Source organism: Vibrio sp. Isolate32 (genome assembly GCF_022397955.1).
Taxonomy (GTDB): domain Bacteria; phylum Pseudomonadota; class Gammaproteobacteria; order Enterobacterales; family Vibrionaceae; genus Vibrio.
This window is the reverse complement of the sequence record NZ_JAKEUQ010000014.1, coordinates 16,150-31,835: the sequence shown is the minus strand read 5'-3', so window position 1 is coordinate 31,835 and position 15,686 is coordinate 16,150. Positions and strand designations below refer to the sequence as shown.

The window sequence follows — 15,686 nt, the reverse complement described above, 5'->3', positions numbered from 1 at the left end:
TCTATGTCAAATCAATCCCAATTAATGTCGTTTAATATTGAAAAATGGTCTGCAAACTCGGCTGGTCTCAATTCTGATGCCGAATGGAAAGCCTGGAGCACTAATTTAGATTGGCCTCAAGATGGCTCAACTGAATTTAAAGCGATCCCACCGATGATGCGTCGCCGAATGAGCCTACAGAGCAAATTGGCCGTTCAAACTGCATTGACACTCTTAAAAGACAACTCGATTGATTATCTGGTTTTTGCCAGTCGACATGGTGAGCTGCATCGAACTGCAACCTTGATTCAGTCGATATTGGAAGGTGACGATGCCTCACCAATGGCGTTTTCACAGTCCGTACATAACACAGCAGCAGGGTTAACCACCATTGCCGCAAAAGCGCCAATCCCTCTGACCTCTATCGCGGCTGGAAAAGATACTTTCCACAACGCTTTGATTGAAGCCTACCTTTACCTGAGCCAATATCCATCGCACCGAGTGTTAGTCATCGATTTCGACCAACCACTGCCACAACTGTACCAAGAGTTTGAAACCGAACACTATGCCGACTATGCTCTGGGCTTTGTACTCACATCCGGAAGTGATTACTCCGTATCAAGAACTGTTACCAACGAAAGCTTAGCCGCTCCCTTACCACAAGGCTTGCAGGCTCTACAAAACATCCTTCAGGACTCTCAGAGTTGGACCGTGACCGGTAAGCATCAAGATTGGACTTGGTTAAACAACGCAAAAGCCGGAAAGCTATAATGAGCAAAGTAGAACAATATTGGCGAGTATTTGCCACAGGCCTCTGCTTTACCATCTTTGGTCTAGGCGGCTTAGTATTAAGCTTCTTAATCTTACCGACTATCGCGCTAACTACTCCCAATATCATTAAAAGAGAACTTAAAGCGCAGCGATTGATTCGCTTGTCATTCAACGCTTTTTGCCAAATCATGAAATTCACAGGCGCAATTGACTACCGAATTGATGGTGCTGAGCAGCTGCGTGAAGATCGAAACTGTATTATTGTTGCCAATCATCCGAGCTTGATAGATTACGTGCTAATCGCCTCACAGCTTCCCCAATGTGACTGCCTCGTTAAATCAGCCATTTGGGAAAACCTATTTATGAAAAGGATCGTCAAAGCCGCGGGCTACATACCAAATCAGGCGCCCGACGATCTTTTAGAGCGTTGTGAAGAGCGTTTTTCACGTGGCAATGTCCTACTAGTTTTTCCAGAAGGTACTCGCACAACGCCCGGAATTAAACCACCCTTGCAGCGTGGTGCGGCACAAATTGCCACTCGAACACAAACGAATCTACGTATAATTCATATTACGGTTTCTCCGACATTCTTAACGAAAGAGAAGAAATGGTATCAAGTTCCAGTAACGAAGCCCTTTTTTCATGTCGCGGTGAAAGGTAAAATAGAAGTCGCACCATTTATTGAAAGCTCAAATAACTTAACTTCGGCAGCAAGACGCCTTAATCATCATCTTGAACAAACAATTTTCCCTTCCGAAGGAAATATTTAGCTCATCAATAACATAACTGGCGATATCAGCATTTCGAAAATACTTCAGGTCATGTAGAATCGCCCCCTTAAAGCAGCATTTAGATAAAGCATTAAGTAGGCCAAAGTGGAAACATTACACAACGAACTGAAACAACTGATCATCGACGCACTAAACCTTGAAGACATGAGCATTGATGAGATTGAAACGGAAGCTCCACTGTTTGGTGATGGACTAGGACTTGATTCTATTGATGCACTAGAGCTTGGCCTTGCTATCAAGAAGAAGTACAACATCGTGATTGATGCTGACGATTCAAACACTCGCGAGCATTTTGCATCAGTTGCAAACCTAGCAAACTACATCTCATCTCAAACGAACAACTAGACAGATCTTTATGACACAAGCTAACCAACAAGAAGTATACAACCAGGTTAAAGATGCGCTGATTGAGCTGTTCGAGCTTGATGCTGAAGATATCACTCCGGAAGCTCATCTCTATCTTAATCTAGACCTAGACAGCATTGATGCGGTTGATTTAGTCGTTCACCTCCAGAACGTAACAGGCAAAAAGATCAAACCTGAAGAGTTCAAAGCAGTACGCACCGTTAATGACGTTGTAGAGTCTGTGGTTGAACTATTGAAGGACGCATAGTGCGTCCTCTGCTGACTTTACTGTCGGCAATCATACTTTTCACTTATCCAATAGCGGTTTACTTTGGACTCAACAAGTTTGGCCTGCAAACCGTGGGTATCGTCTTGGCCGTTATCTTTGCTGTTCGCATTTTTACTGGCGGCCAGGCAAAAATCAAAGAGCTAAAACACCTAGCTTGGATCAGTGGAAGTGCTGGTATTGTTCTACTGACATTAGGTTTAGCCTTTAAACAGCATGGCTGGCTAACCTATTACCCCGTTATCGTTAATGTTTGTATGCTGGCTGTCTTTGCTTCAAGCCTATGGCAACCACAAACGATCATTGAACGTCTTGCTCGCCTTCAAGAGCCTGAGCTTCCACAAAGTGGCATTGATTACACAAGAAAAGTCACCAAAATCTGGTGCTTGTTCTTTGTTATCAATGGCACTATTGCTTTTTACACCTGCTTCCAACCGCTAGAAGTATGGACCCTATATAATGGCTTACTCAGCTATGTGTTTGCAGGGGCGCTCTTTGCAGGGGAGTGGATAGTGAGACAACGTATTCGTTAGAGTTAAATTGTTATGACCCAAACCGTATCTTACACCTCGCTGTCTAAGCTTCTCACTCAAAACCGAGTGCCAGAATCTATTGTCTGCTTTGATGACAATAGCGAGATTACGTGGCAAACCTTTAACGACGACTTATCGAGACTCGTATGGCAATTGAGCTCATCGGCCGTTCAACGAGTCGCGATTTGTACCCAAGACAGCTATCTGTTCTCAGTGGCGTTCTTAGCATCTGCAGCTGCTAACAAACACATTATTTTACCAGGCAACTATCAACCTTGTGCACTTGCCGAGCTAAGTGAACATTTTGATTGCTTGTTAGTTGATGATTCAATTGGCTTAGTTGAGGTGGCTGACGTTCGCAATATTCAAGCCTTATTGAATTCAAGCACTGAAGTAGAAACATCTCAGTCCAATAGTCTACCGGCCATTGATTTGGCAGCCACCCATTTGACCCTGTTCACTTCAGGTTCAAGCGGTACACCAAAAGCGATAAATAAAACGCTAGAGCTCCTAGATATTGAGACTGCACAGTTACACAAAAACTGGGGCAAACTGCTCAAAGGCAACCAAGTTCAAAGCACGGTTTCGCATCAACATATCTATGGTTTACTGTTTAGAATCTTATGGCCACTCTGCTCTGGTATTCCGTTTGCTCGTAACAACCTAGAATACCCTGAACAAATTCTTTCTCATGCCAATAAAAACTGCGTTCTGATCAGCAGCCCTGCGCTACTGAAGCGATTGAAGCATGAGACCAACCAGGTACAACTTGCAGGAATCTTCTCTTCAGGAGGTCCATTGCCTACCGAGTCGGCTCACCAGTCACGAGATCTACTAGGACATTTACCTATCGAGGTATTTGGCAGCACAGAGACCGGTGGTATCGCCTTTCGCCAACAAGAGAGCGCTCAAACCCCTTGGCAGCTTTTTGACTGTATCGAGGCTAGTCTCAACAGTGAGAATTGCATTAAGTTATTGTCGCCGTATATCGATAAGAACAACTGGTATCAAACCGCTGATGAGTGCGAAATGGTCTCGGAGAATCAATTCATATTGAAGGGCCGAACGGACCGAGTGATCAAGATAGAAGAGAAACGAGTATCACTGGTTGAAGTGGAGAAACGACTGGAGCAACTGCCTTGGATAAGTGAGTGCGTGGTGATTCCATTTGAGGAGCCTGAGCGATTAATCTTAGCCTCTGTTTTGGTATTATCAGATGAAGGCCAAGCCGCTCTATCGACCATGAGCAAAGGTAAATTCTGGTTGATGCTGCGTACAGAGCTCAGAAAGTGGTTAGAGCCAATCGCTATCCCACGAAAGTATCGTATTGTTGATGAGATTCCTCTCAACAGCCAAGGTAAGCGGTTAACGTCTCACATAGAACAGCTAATAAAATCATAGTAACCGCTGATCGTATTTTACACTGAGATTATCTTTTTATACTTTTGTCAAAGAACCAATATTTACCCAAGGATTCTAAGCACGCCCTATGGATAAGAGAAAACCAACCGTCACTGCGGTAGACACTGTAGAAAATGAATCGACCCTGACACTTAATGTTAGCGGAGATATCACCGACTTTAAGGGACACTTCAAGAGCTTCCCTATTCTACCGGGCGTCACGCAAATTGATTGGGCACTTCACTACGCAGTCCAAGAATTAGGTGTCCCTGGTTTCTTTAAAGGCATGGAAGTCATCAAGTTCCAAGAGCCTATCTTGCCTGAGGCCACAATCCAACTATCACTCAAATGGGATGCTAACAAAAGAAAGTTGAGCTTCAGCTACACCTCAAATAACGGTGAGCAAACCCACTCATCAGGAAAAATGAAGCTGGGAGTGAAAAGTGAATAGCACTCCCGTCGAGGCTACTTCTCAACACCGAACAAAGGAAAGCAGCTACAAGGCTTGCTTCCTTATCCCGTGCTTTAATCATGGCGCAACCATGCCTGCGGTGGTGTCGTCACTCCATCATTTTGAGTTACCGATCATCATCGTTGACGATGGTAGTGAGCTCGCTACAAAGCAGTTTCTCACTCCCCTAGCAGAGCACTCACACGTAACCTTGGTAACACTTGAGCAGAACCAAGGTAAAGGCGGTGCGGTAAAAGCCGGTATCAAAAAAGCACAACAACTCGGCTTTAGCCATACCATTCAAATTGATGCTGATGGACAACACGACCTTGAAGCCTTACCAGCATTGATTCAAGCCTCACAAGCTAATCCACAACGTCTGATATCAGGCCAGCCTGTCTACGATGACAGTGTACCCAAAGCCAGGCTCTACGGACGTTACGCGACACATATTTGGGTATGGATAGAAACCCTGTCCCTATCGATCAAGGACAGCATGTGTGGCTTTAGAGCGTACCCTGTCGACCAAACACAAGCAGTACTGAGCAAATACGATGTTGGGTCTCGAATGGACTTCGATATCGAGATTTTGGTTCGTCTGTACTGGGAAGGCTGCGATATCAACTTCGTTGAAGCTCGGGTTATTTATCCTGAAAATGGCGTATCCCATTTCGATGCATTGTGGGATAACGTCAAAATCAGTTGGATGCATACACGCTTGTTCTTCGGCATGCTGCCAAGAGCACCAAAACTGATTGCTCGCCATTTCAAATCTAACGCTACTGAAAGTAACCTAGGTCCATCAGCGGGTTCAGAACTGCAAACGTCAGAGCAGCCGCACTGGTCTCGCACCCAGGAACGCGGCACAGTGTTAGGCATCAAACTATTATTGGCCATTTATACCTTGTTAGGTCGCGGTGTATTCAACCTTATTCTGCGTGGTGTCATGCGGTACTACCATTTAACTGGCAAGCGCGCACGAAACGCTTCTGAGCAATACTTATTTCAGTTGAAGGCCTATGCGGAACAGCAAAATATTGAGTTGCCCGCCGAACTAACCAGCTATAACCACCTGCTTTCGTTTGGGCATACCATGCTCGACAAGCTCGCGGCATGGAAAGGCGATTTCTCAGTGGATAACCTCACCATCCATGGTCAAGACCAATTCGAAAACATGGTGGCAAACCAACAAGGTGTGCTAATTCTTGGTTCTCATCTTGGTAATATTGAGCTGTGTCGGGCTTTGGGTCGTAGACACTCAAACATCAAAATCAATGCGCTGGTGTTCACTGAGCACGCTGAGCGTTTTAACTCAGTGATGAAAGCGGTTAACCCGCAGTCGGATTTAAACCTTATTCAAGTGACTTCAATGGGGCCTGATACGGCTATCCTTTTACAGCAGAAGTTGGAGCAAGGTGAGTGGATCGTAATTGTTGGTGATAGAACTTCCACCAGCAAGGAGAGCCGCTCAGTATGGGCAGAGTTCTTAGGGAAGGAAGCCCCGTTCCCTCAAGGGCCATTTATGTTAGCCTCTGTACTCAAGGCACCTGTATTTTTGCTATTTGGGTTACGTGACGATTCACAAGCAAAGCCGCACTTTAATGTCTATTTCGAGCATTTTAGCGACAGAATCGAACTTCCAAGAAAGACACGCGAACAATCTTTAAAGCAAGTCGTTCAGCAATACGCAGATCGACTGCAGCACTACACACTGAAAGCGCCGCTTCAGTGGTACAACTTTTTTAATTTTTGGACATTGAGCAAGCACCATGACGAAAAAGAATCCAAATAGCATCACCTTTGGTGCCGAACGCCTCACTATCGAGGACGTTGTCGCTATCTCACAAGGCGCAAAAGCCTCAATGAACACCAGCGACGAGTTCACTTCAAAAATCGACCGCGGTGTTGCATTCCTAGAGCGCCTTCTTAAAGAAGAAGGCGTGATTTATGGTGTAACGACAGGTTACGGTGACTCTTGTACCGTTGCGATTCCGCCAAATCTTGTCGATGAACTACCTCTGCATCTGACGCGCTTCCACGGTTGTGGTTTAGGTGAAACACTGTCTCACGAGCAATCTCGTGCTGTATTAGCAACGCGCCTGTGTTCTCTATCACAAGGCGTATCTGGTGTGACTCATGATCTACTTAACCAGATTGTTACCCTAATCAACCAAGATATCTCACCACGTATTCCTCAAGAAGGGTCGGTGGGTGCCAGTGGCGACTTAACACCTCTGTCTTATTTGGCAGCCACGCTAATTGGTGAGCGTGATGTCATCTACAAAGGTGAAGTTCGCCCAACCAGTGACGTTTACAAAGAGCTAGGCATTAGCCCTATCAAGCTCAAGCCAAAAGAAGGCTTAGCGTTGATGAATGGTACTTCTGTAATGACGGCATTAGCTTGTATCGCTTATAAGCGCGCGGAATACCTGGCTCAACTATCAACTAAGATCACCGCTATGGTATCGGTCGGTATGCACGGTAATGACTTCCACTTCGACGAAGCGCTATTTGCTGTGAAACCTCATCCAGGTCAACAACAAGTTGCAGCATGGCTGCGTGATGATCTGCAAGCAGACCGCCCGCCACGTAACAGTGATCGCCTACAAGATCGTTACTCTCTACGCTGTGCGCCACATGTTATCGGTGTGGTTCAGGACTCTCTGCCTTGGCTTCGTCAGATGATCGAGAACGAACTAAACAGTGCTAACGACAACCCAATTATCGATGGTGATAATGAACGCGTACTGCACGGTGGACAATTCTATGGTGGTCATATCGCAATGGCAATGGATACACTAAAAACTGCCGTAGCAAACCTTGCTGACCTGCTTGACCGCCAAATGGCGCAGCTGATGGATTACAAGTTCAACAACGGCTTGCCATTCAACCTAACGGGTGCTGAAGGCGAACGTAAACCAATCAACCACGGCTTCAAAGCGGTACAGATCGGCGTGTCAGCTTGGACAGCAGAAGCATTGAAACACACGATGCCTGCAAGCGTGTTCTCTCGTTCAACTGAGTGTCACAACCAAGACAAAGTGAGCATGGGCACCATCGCCGCTCGTGACTGTTTACGCGTTCTAGAGCTAACCGAGCAAGTAGCGGCAGCGTCACTTCTAGCCGGTACACAAGCGCTTGAAATTCGTAAACGCCACAATGAGCTTGATGAGCACCATATGAGTGAGAACCTCAAGCACATTCGCGACGAAGTACTGAAAGAGTTCGAGTTTATTGTCGAGGACCGCCCGCTTGAAGGCGATCTGCGCCACTTTATTTCTCGTATTCAAAATCAGCACTGGTCTCTTTATTCATAGAGTCATGACCTTATAAAGTAGCCAACCCTTTACGCAATATTGTTGAGAGCGATTTATGTCTGAAATCCTTCATCCATTACAATCTGAGGTGACACTTGTCACCTCATTCCAAGATGCCGACCCAATGGGCGTGATCTATCACGGCAACTACTTCCGATTTTTCGAAGAAGTAAGACGCATCATGATGGACAAGATTGAGTACAACTACCATGAGATGAAGGATTCAGGCTACATGTGGCCTATCATCGATACCCGCGTAAAATACATTAAGGCGATACCGTTTAATCACAAAATTAAAGTAACGGCGAAGCTCACCGAGTGGGAAAACCGCCTGCGCGTCGATTATGAAATTCATGATGCCCTAACCGGTGCTCGCATGACACGCGCACACACCATGCAGGTTGCGGTAACCATTGAAGAGCAAGAAATGTGCTTTGCTTCACCTAAAGTGTTTACTGAAAAAGTAGAACACTGGCACCAGTATGGCTGCTTACCTCTCGCAGCTGAACATCAATCCCAAGCTTCTAGCTCACAGCAGGTGAATCATGAATCTGTTTAAGCGCAGCCGCAAATACATCAACATCCTGCTACTTGGGCTTACTGCGATAATGACGAGTGGCCTTGTAACCGCCAAAGAGAACACTGCTGCTGTCGGTTCTATCTCAGAACTTCAGACGGTGCTCAGCGAAAATAGTATTGTTCGTGGCGAGTTTACTCAAACGCGCAATATGGAGATGTTCGCCCAGCCTCTGACGTCGCAAGGTACATTCCTATTAGACAAATCAAATGGCCTACTCTGGACACAAACCACACCGTTTCCGGTGAACTTAGTGCTCACCGACAACAAGTTGAGCCAAAGGTTTGCCGACCAGCCCGCAAAGATCATCACTGATAAAGAAAACCCAATGGCGTTTTATTTCAGCCACATTTTCCTATCGGTGTTCCACAGTGATACACAAAAACTTCAACAGCAGTTCTCACTGTCGTTCCAGCCTGCAACGGCACAAAGCTCAGACAAAAATAAAGGATCTTGGACACTGACTCTTAAGCCTAAAAGCGCACCAATGAATGCAGTATTTGAGGCCATCACGCTGCAAGGTAACAGTGATATTGAGCGTATTGAGTTAAAAGAGATTCGCGGAGATAGCACGGTGATCGAATTCAGTAAGCTAAGCCATCAACCGGAAGTATTGTCAGATGCCGAAGCGCAACAATTTCAGCTCTAAGCTCGCCCTTGCCTGGCTAGTGATTGTGGCACTATTCAGCGGACTGTTGATTAAACAGTTCGCTTTTTCTTCTTCAGTGCCTATCGAAAGCAACATCATGAAATTGCTGCCTGAAAATCAGCAAGATCCTATGGTTGAACAAGCTTTCCAGCAGATTTCCAACTCGATGAGTGAAGAGGTCGTATTCATCTTAAGTGGATCAGACATCAAGAACACCATCGCAGCAACCAAAGCCTTTGAAAAAGCACTCAATCATGACGCGTTTTCAGGTGGATCAGTACTCTTCAAACACGTGCAAGGTAAAATTAACTCAAGCACACAAAGCCAATGGAGTGACTTCTACTTCCGTCATCGGGCTCAGCTACTAACAGAGCAACAAAAAGAGACTCTTACGCACGCACCTGAGTCACGTGCTCAGTATGTGATTCAATCCTTGTACAACCCTTTTTCAGGCGTGACAGCGACCGAGCTCACCTTAGACCCATTCCTGTTATTTCGTGACTATATAAGCGAGGTTGGCACCCGCTCGAGTAACTTTGGGCTTAAAGATGGCTATCTCACCGCTCAATCTCAAGAACAATCACATATTCTCGTTACCGCAACGCTGGCGGGTTCTCCTTATAGCCTGACAATTCAGGAACAACTACCCGCGCTAGATGCTTTAGAGCGGAAAATCGAGAAGCAGTTTGACATTAAAGTTCAGCACACTGGCGTGGTTTTCTACGCAAATTACGGCACCCAAAGTGCGAAGTCTGAAATCAGCACTATTGGCTTAGGATCCTTGGCAGGCGTCATTCTATTAGTGTGGTTAACGTTTCGTAGCGCACTCCCGCTTGCCCTGTCTTTACTCTCAATTAGCACGGGGTTATTGGTCGCACTGGCAAGCACCGTCGCTATCTTTGGCAAGGTCCACCTATTCAGCTTGGTGTTTGGCGCGAGCTTGATTGGCGTATCCATCGATTACTCGTTCCATTACCTCACTGACCGTTTGGCCGCTGGAAGCCGATGGCAGAGTGATAAAGGGCTAAAGCACATCTTAGTTGCCATTACCCTAGGTTTAATCACTAGCTTAATCGGATATCTAGGGCTGCTGGTTGCGCCCTTCCCTGGACTACAGCAACTTGCGCTATTCTCGTCTATCGGGCTTATCGCCGCCTACGCTAGCGTAGTGTGTTGGTACCCCGTGTTGGCCTCTAAACCAAGCCAAGAGCGAGCGCTTCCTTTGGCTAGCCTTTGGCACACATGGTTAAACTTGTGGAGCCATCCTAGGTTTAGAATCGGCTTGCCATTGATAGTGACTGTCTTAAGTTTGGCGTCAATCACTCAGGTTCGCTACGACGACGATATCAGGCAACTTCAAGCAATGCCTGACGAGCTAAAACAACAAGAGCAAGCCATCTCTGAGATATCTGGTTTAGGTAGTGCTCAGAACATGCTGCTAGTTACTGCCGAAAGCAACCAAGCGCTGCTCAATAAGTTAGCATTGATCAGTTCTAATCTTGATAACTTAGTCGCTCAGCAAGCTATCTCAGGCTATCGCAGCGTCAATCAACACCTGCCAAGTGAGCAAGAACAACACCATAACTATCAGCTGGTTAAGCAGCTTTATGATAGTCAAAGCGCCACACTACAAACTACGCTTGGCTGGCCGAGCTTCCCAGAGCTTCCTAAATACAGTCCGATCACGCTCGATGAGTTTCTATCGTCGCCTGTATCAGAGCCTATTCGCCCGCTTTGGTTAAAACCCATCAATCACCAAGCAGCGTCGGTTATCATGGTCAAAGACGTCACTAACACGGAACTATTCTCACAGTGGTTAGAGTCAGACTTCGCTCAGCAACAAGGTGTGAAATACCTCAATAAAGCAGATGAAATCTCCTCTCTTTTTGCTGAGTACCGCGTCAAAATTACCGAGCTATTATTGATTGCCTTCGCTGCTATTGGCATGGTGCTAGGTTGGCGATATGGCTTGAAACAAAGCCTATTAATGCTTCTACCATCTCTTATTGCAGGTGTAGCGGGGTTAGCGGTGACTGGCGTTTTAGGCTCAACATTGAACCTATTTAATCTGCTTGGTTTGATTCTGATTTTAGGGATCGGTATCGACTATACCCTGTTCTTTGCGGAGCAGAAGAAGTCGCTGAGCACCCTATTAGCAATCACTTTATCTGGCCTCACGACGCTGCTGTCATTCGGCTTACTGTCACTCAGTCAGACTCATGCCATTCATAGCTTCGGGATTACCGTGTTAACCGGAATTTTTGTGGCGTGGCTGCTTTCCCCGCTCGCCATCAACAATGAGCAAGCCCCAAAAAAGAACAAACCGCGTGAGGCATTTAGATGAACAAGACAATCAAGATAGCACTCGCTGTCGTATTTAGCTTCCTACTCAATGCCTGTTCACTGGTTTCTCAACAACCGACAGGTGCGAGCGCCACTATCAATAAAGACACAGAACTCGCCTTGCCTCTACCCGAAGAACTTGGGTACTCATTAACAGCAAGTCAATTGATTAGCGCAACCTGGCAAGAGGATACCCAACAGTTACCGGTTCAAGTTGAAGTTACACCCGATAAGGTCGTTTTAGCTGGCTTCTCTTCTTGGGGCACACGTATCTTATCGCTGCAGTATCAAAACCAAGCCATTGAAACACAAGTACTATCTGGCCTCGGCGCTACCCTACCTCAGCCCGAACAGGTACTGTTTAATTTGATGCTCACCTTGTGGCCTGCAGAAGCATGGGCACAACCGCTACAAGGTATAGGCTGGCATTTGGTCGATACAGATAACAGCCGCACTGTGTTTGATGACAAGAAGCAGGCAATCATACGAATTGATTATCAAGCCGAACCGAATACACACAAAACGGCAGGCAACATTGTTTTCAAACATTTGACCCAAGGCTACACCATTACTATACAAACGTTGAATTCAACGATTGTCGATAACCCAAGTAAGAGCTAAACACTATGCCTATTTATATCCAAGACTGTGGTTTCCACTCAGCGCTAGGCTCAAGTATTACTGACATTCATGACTGCCTAAAAGGCGAACGTGAACCGAACATGGTTGAAGTCAGTGATATGCTGAACGACGGCAAACACACTGTCGTTGGCAAAATCGCAGGTGCGCTACCAGAGGTTCCATCCACTCTCGTGAAGTATGCCACTCGCAACAACCAACTGGCGTTATCAGCTCTCAACCAAATCAAAGATTCTATTGAACTTGCCAAGGCACAATTTGGCGCAGACCGCATTGCTGTTGTTATAGGCACCAGTACCTCTGGTATCTCCGATGGTGAAGCGGCCTTCAAACAAAAACTGACAAACGGTGAGTTTCCAGAAGATTACCATTACTCAAAACAAGAGCTTGGGGACACTTCTGAGTTCGTTAGCCAATACTGCGCGTTAACGGGGCCAAACTACGTCATCTCTACGGCTTGCTCATCCAGCGGCCGCGTGTTTCTAACCGCCCAGCGCTTGTTAGATTCAGGCATGGCTGATGCCGTGTTAGTCGGTGGCGTGGATACCTTGTGTAAGCTGACACTCAATGGTTTCCATGGTCTTGAAGCCCTTTCAACCAAACATTGTAAGCCATTTAGCGCATCTCGAGATGGCATCAATATTGGTGAAGCAGCCGCATTTATGTTGCTCAGTAAAACCAAGATCAAGCGTGTTCATTCTACTCCAAACACACCTCAAATTGCCTTATTAGGCTGTGGTGATAGCTCTGATGCACACCACATTTCAGCGCCTCATCCTGAAGGAAATGGCGCTGAACAAGCAATGAAAAAAGCTTTATATTCTGCACAGTTAACCGCAGAAGACATCGGTTACATCAATGCGCATGGTACAGCAACGCCACTTAATGACTCGATGGAAAGTAAAGCCATCCATCGTATTTTTGCAAACAAGGTTCCCGTAAGTTCTACCAAGCCGTTAACCGGGCATACTCTAGGCGCAGCAAGTGCGATTGAGGCTGCAATTGCTTGGCATATTTTGAAATATGACTTACCGCTTCCCTTACAAAAATGTCAGGATAAAGCTGAAGATATTGAGGTTGATTTGGTAAACTGTTCCCAGAAACTTAAAGTAAAGAATATCTTAAGCAACTCGTTTGCTTTTGGTGGCAACAACATTAGCCTGATTTTTGGTGTAGTAAATGACTGATATCCCTTCTGTAGACCAACTTCTCCCTCACGATGATCCGATGATATTAATCGATCGTGCTATCAGCGTAGAGGCGTTGTCGATCCACTGCCAGGTCGATATTGGTGACCATAATCTGTTCTTTAATGCCGAATCTCAAACGGTCCCAGCTTATGTTGGTATCGAATTTATGGCCCAGTCTGTAGCGGCATGGTCTGGATACCATGCGCTTAAAAACGGCACCACTCCCCCTATCGGCTTCCTGCTTGGTTCTCGTCGCTATAAATCACTGTGTGATGAGTTTACTCAAGGTCAGACCCTTGATATCTATGCCGAACAGCTTATGGAAGACAGTGGTATGGCCGTATTTACCGCAAGAGTCGAAGACCAAGGCGAGTTGGTAGCTCAATGCCAACTCAATGTTTACGTACCAACCGAACAAAAATTACAAGAAATGAAAACTAGGAGCCCATCATGACCCGTCAGGTTTTAGTCACTGGTGCCAGCAAAGGCATTGGTAAAGCGATCGCTATTCAACTCGCGAAAGACGGATTTGAAATCGCCGTTCATTACATGGGTGACAAGCAAGGTGCTGAGGAGACTCTACAATCGATCACCGAGCAAGGTGGCGCTGGACGTCTTATCCAATTTGATATCAGCAACCGCAGCGAATGTCGTGAAAAGCTAGAGTCTTATATTGCTGAACATGGCGCTTACTACGGCGTAGTAAACAACGCAGGCATTACTCGCGACACTGCATTCCCTGCAATGACAGAAGAAGAGTGGGATGGCGTGATCCATACCAACCTAGACAGCTTCTACAACGTACTTCACCCTTGTGTCATGCCTATGGTTCAAAAGCGCAAAGGTGGCCGTATCGTCACTCTAGCGTCTGTATCAGGCATTATGGGTAACCGCGGTCAAACTAACTATGCAGCGGCAAAAGCGGGGGTGATTGGCGCAACTAAGTCACTTGCTCTAGAACTCGCAAAGCGCAAGATCACCGTAAACTGTGTCGCTCCAGGCTTAATTGACACCGGTATGGTTGACGAGCACGTGAAAGATCATGCGCTTCCTCAAGTACCCCTGCGTCGAATGGGTGAGCCGGAAGAAGTGGCAGGCCTAGTCAGTTACCTAATGTCTGATATTGCAGGCTATGTCACTCGCCAAGTAATTTCAGTTAATGGAGGCTTAGTATGACCCGTCGTGTTGTTGTAACAGGTATGTCTGGTGTTACTGCCTTTGGTAACGACTGGCAACAAATCGAGCCAAAGCTGAAAGCGTGTGAAAATGCGACTCAGTATATGCAAAGCTTTGAGCAATATGATGGCCTCAACACCAAACTTGCAGCACCGATTGACGATTTCCAACTGCCTAAGCACTACAAACGCAAGCAAGTTCGTGGCATGGGTCGTGTATCCCGCCTAGCAACGGTAGCGACCGAGAACGCTCTTGAACAAGCTGGCTTAATTGGCCATGACGTATTAACCAACGGTGAAACTGGCATTGCTTACGGCTCTTCAACCGGCAGCACTGATGCGGTTGGTGCTTTTGGTGTCATGCTCAACGAGAAATCGACACGAGCAATTACAGCAACCACATACGTACAGATGATGCCGCACACTGCTGCGGTGAACGTAGGTCTGTTCTTTGGCCTACGAGGCCGCGTGATTCCTACCAGCAGCGCATGTACGTCCGGAAGCCAAGCCATCGGTTACGCTTATGAAGCGATCAAACATGGCTACCAAACTGTGATGGTCGCTGGTGGTGGTGAAGAGCTTTGCCCAACAGAATCTGCGGTGTTCGATACCCTTTTTGCAACCAGTTTGAAAAACGACACACCAAAGAAATCGCCAAGCCCATACGACAGTGAGCGCGATGGCCTGGTAATTGGTGAAGGTGCAGGTACTTTGATCCTTGAAGAGTACGAGCATGCGGTAGCACGTGGCGCTAAGATTTATGCTGAAATCATCGGCTTTGCGAGCAACTGTGATGCCGCCCACGTGACCCAGCCTCAAATGGAAACCATGCAGACCTGTATGGAAAAAGCCCTTAAAGATGCAGACCTTGCTGCAGACAAAATTGGTTATGTTTCAGCACACGGCACCGCGACAGAGAAAGGTGACATTGCCGAGAGTAACGCGACCGCGAACATCTTTGGTGAAGTGCCTATCAGTTCACTCAAGAGTTACTTTGGTCATACGCTAGGTGCGTGTGGCGCGATTGAAGCATGGCTCAGTCTAGAGATGATGCACGGCGGTTGGTTCAGTCCAACCCTAAACCTAGAGAATGTCGATGAACAATGCGGCAAGCTCGATTACATCACGGGCTCAGGTCGCGAACTGGATGTTGAATATCTGATGAGCAACAACTTTGCCTTTGGTGGTATCAACACCTCTATCATCTTCAAGAAAATCTATGCCTAACTAGATAAAACA

Annotated in this window: 17 protein-coding genes; all 17 read left to right on the top strand. The window is 46.5% G+C overall.

Annotation, left to right across the window (positions count from 1 at the left end; genetic code table 11):
* The first annotated feature begins 3 nt into the window (after positions 1 to 3).
* On the top strand, positions 4 to 750 hold the full coding sequence (locus L1D11_RS12160; protein ID WP_239862547.1) for a beta-ketoacyl synthase chain length factor: 747 nt from the start codon (positions 4 to 6) through the stop codon (positions 748 to 750).
* A complete protein-coding gene (locus L1D11_RS12155; protein ID WP_239862545.1) occupies positions 750 to 1,520 on the top strand; it encodes a lysophospholipid acyltransferase family protein in 771 nt (256 codons plus the stop codon). Before L1D11_RS12160 ends, L1D11_RS12155 begins: the two co-directional genes overlap by 1 nt.
* 105 nt (positions 1,521 to 1,625) lie before the next feature.
* Positions 1,626 to 1,886, top strand: a complete 261-nt coding sequence (locus L1D11_RS12150; RefSeq protein ID WP_004739743.1) for a phosphopantetheine-binding protein — start codon at positions 1,626 to 1,628, stop codon at positions 1,884 to 1,886.
* Between the two features lie 10 nt (positions 1,887 to 1,896).
* The gene (locus L1D11_RS12145) at positions 1,897 to 2,154 is read left to right on the top strand and encodes an acyl carrier protein (protein WP_239862543.1); all 258 of its coding nucleotides are present in this window, start codon (positions 1,897 to 1,899) and stop codon (positions 2,152 to 2,154) included.
* Positions 2,154 to 2,705 (top strand): septation protein IspZ, encoded by a 552-nt coding sequence (locus L1D11_RS12140; protein WP_239862541.1) that lies wholly within the window; start codon positions 2,154 to 2,156, stop codon positions 2,703 to 2,705. The genes L1D11_RS12145 and L1D11_RS12140 overlap by 1 nt, the downstream gene beginning before the upstream one ends.
* Before the next feature lie 12 nt (positions 2,706 to 2,717).
* Entirely contained in the window at positions 2,718 to 4,106 is a 1,389-nt protein-coding gene (locus tag L1D11_RS12135) for an AMP-binding protein (protein ID WP_239862539.1), read from the top strand.
* An 88-nt stretch (positions 4,107 to 4,194) separates the two neighbouring features.
* A complete protein-coding gene (locus tag L1D11_RS12130; RefSeq protein WP_239862537.1) occupies positions 4,195 to 4,557 on the top strand; it encodes a 3-hydroxyacyl-ACP dehydratase in 363 nt (120 codons plus the stop codon).
* Positions 4,550 to 6,349 carry a glycosyltransferase family 2 protein gene (locus L1D11_RS12125; RefSeq protein WP_239862535.1) on the top strand — a complete coding sequence of 600 codons (1,800 nt, stop codon included), beginning with the start codon at positions 4,550 to 4,552 and terminating at the stop codon, positions 6,347 to 6,349. The genes L1D11_RS12130 and L1D11_RS12125 overlap by 8 nt, the downstream gene beginning before the upstream one ends.
* Complete coding sequence (locus L1D11_RS12120; RefSeq protein ID WP_239862533.1) at positions 6,327 to 7,874, top strand: aromatic amino acid ammonia-lyase; 1,548 nt, start codon at positions 6,327 to 6,329, stop codon at positions 7,872 to 7,874. The genes L1D11_RS12125 and L1D11_RS12120 overlap by 23 nt, the downstream gene beginning before the upstream one ends.
* 55 nt (positions 7,875 to 7,929) lie before the next feature.
* A complete protein-coding gene (locus L1D11_RS12115) occupies positions 7,930 to 8,433 on the top strand; it encodes an acyl-CoA thioesterase (protein ID WP_239862531.1) in 504 nt (167 codons plus the stop codon).
* Positions 8,420 to 9,100: an outer membrane lipoprotein carrier protein LolA gene (locus L1D11_RS12110; protein ID WP_239862529.1), complete on the top strand. Its 681-nt coding sequence runs from the start codon at positions 8,420 to 8,422 to the stop codon at positions 9,098 to 9,100. The genes L1D11_RS12115 and L1D11_RS12110 overlap by 14 nt, the downstream gene beginning before the upstream one ends.
* A complete protein-coding gene (locus L1D11_RS12105) occupies positions 9,072 to 11,444 on the top strand; it encodes an MMPL family transporter (protein WP_239862527.1) in 2,373 nt (790 codons plus the stop codon). Before L1D11_RS12110 ends, L1D11_RS12105 begins: the two co-directional genes overlap by 29 nt.
* On the top strand, positions 11,441 to 12,064 hold the full coding sequence (locus L1D11_RS12100) for a DUF3261 domain-containing protein (RefSeq protein ID WP_239862525.1): 624 nt from the start codon (positions 11,441 to 11,443) through the stop codon (positions 12,062 to 12,064). The genes L1D11_RS12105 and L1D11_RS12100 overlap by 4 nt, the downstream gene beginning before the upstream one ends.
* 5 nt (positions 12,065 to 12,069) lie before the next feature.
* Positions 12,070 to 13,269 (top strand): beta-ketoacyl-[acyl-carrier-protein] synthase family protein, encoded by a 1,200-nt coding sequence (locus L1D11_RS12095; protein WP_239832328.1) that lies wholly within the window; start codon positions 12,070 to 12,072, stop codon positions 13,267 to 13,269.
* Entirely contained in the window at positions 13,262 to 13,726 is a 465-nt protein-coding gene (locus tag L1D11_RS12090; RefSeq protein ID WP_004739763.1) for a hotdog family protein, read from the top strand. Before L1D11_RS12095 ends, L1D11_RS12090 begins: the two co-directional genes overlap by 8 nt.
* The gene (locus L1D11_RS12085; RefSeq protein ID WP_239832327.1) at positions 13,723 to 14,448 is read left to right on the top strand and encodes a 3-ketoacyl-ACP reductase FabG2; all 726 of its coding nucleotides are present in this window, start codon (positions 13,723 to 13,725) and stop codon (positions 14,446 to 14,448) included. The genes L1D11_RS12090 and L1D11_RS12085 overlap by 4 nt, the downstream gene beginning before the upstream one ends.
* Entirely contained in the window at positions 14,445 to 15,674 is a 1,230-nt protein-coding gene (locus tag L1D11_RS12080) for a beta-ketoacyl-ACP synthase (RefSeq protein WP_239832326.1), read from the top strand. The genes L1D11_RS12085 and L1D11_RS12080 overlap by 4 nt, the downstream gene beginning before the upstream one ends.
* Positions 15,675 to 15,686 lie beyond the last annotated feature (12 nt).

Bases quoted from the DNA above. Each gene is read 5' to 3' on its own strand.
- L1D11_RS12160 (WP_239862547.1), top strand. From the start codon at position 4: ATGTCAAATCAATCCCAATTAATGTCGTTTAATATTGAAAAATGGTCT.
- L1D11_RS12155 (WP_239862545.1), top strand. From the start codon at position 750: ATGAGCAAAGTAGAACAATATTGGCGAGTATTTGCCACAGGCCTCTGC.
- L1D11_RS12145 (WP_239862543.1), top strand. From the start codon at position 1,897: ATGACACAAGCTAACCAACAAGAAGTATACAACCAGGTTAAAGATGCG.
- L1D11_RS12135 (WP_239862539.1), top strand. From the start codon at position 2,718: ATGACCCAAACCGTATCTTACACCTCGCTGTCTAAGCTTCTCACTCAA.
- L1D11_RS12130 (WP_239862537.1), top strand. From the start codon at position 4,195: ATGGATAAGAGAAAACCAACCGTCACTGCGGTAGACACTGTAGAAAAT.
- L1D11_RS12120 (WP_239862533.1), top strand. From the start codon at position 6,327: ATGACGAAAAAGAATCCAAATAGCATCACCTTTGGTGCCGAACGCCTC.
- L1D11_RS12115 (WP_239862531.1), top strand. From the start codon at position 7,930: ATGTCTGAAATCCTTCATCCATTACAATCTGAGGTGACACTTGTCACC.
- L1D11_RS12110 (WP_239862529.1), top strand. From the start codon at position 8,420: ATGAATCTGTTTAAGCGCAGCCGCAAATACATCAACATCCTGCTACTT.
- L1D11_RS12105 (WP_239862527.1), top strand. From the start codon at position 9,072: ATGCCGAAGCGCAACAATTTCAGCTCTAAGCTCGCCCTTGCCTGGCTA.
- L1D11_RS12100 (WP_239862525.1), top strand. From the start codon at position 11,441: ATGAACAAGACAATCAAGATAGCACTCGCTGTCGTATTTAGCTTCCTA.
- L1D11_RS12095 (WP_239832328.1), top strand. From the start codon at position 12,070: ATGCCTATTTATATCCAAGACTGTGGTTTCCACTCAGCGCTAGGCTCA.
- L1D11_RS12090 (WP_004739763.1), top strand. From the start codon at position 13,262: ATGACTGATATCCCTTCTGTAGACCAACTTCTCCCTCACGATGATCCG.
- L1D11_RS12085 (WP_239832327.1), top strand. From the start codon at position 13,723: ATGACCCGTCAGGTTTTAGTCACTGGTGCCAGCAAAGGCATTGGTAAA.
- L1D11_RS12080 (WP_239832326.1), top strand. From the start codon at position 14,445: ATGACCCGTCGTGTTGTTGTAACAGGTATGTCTGGTGTTACTGCCTTT.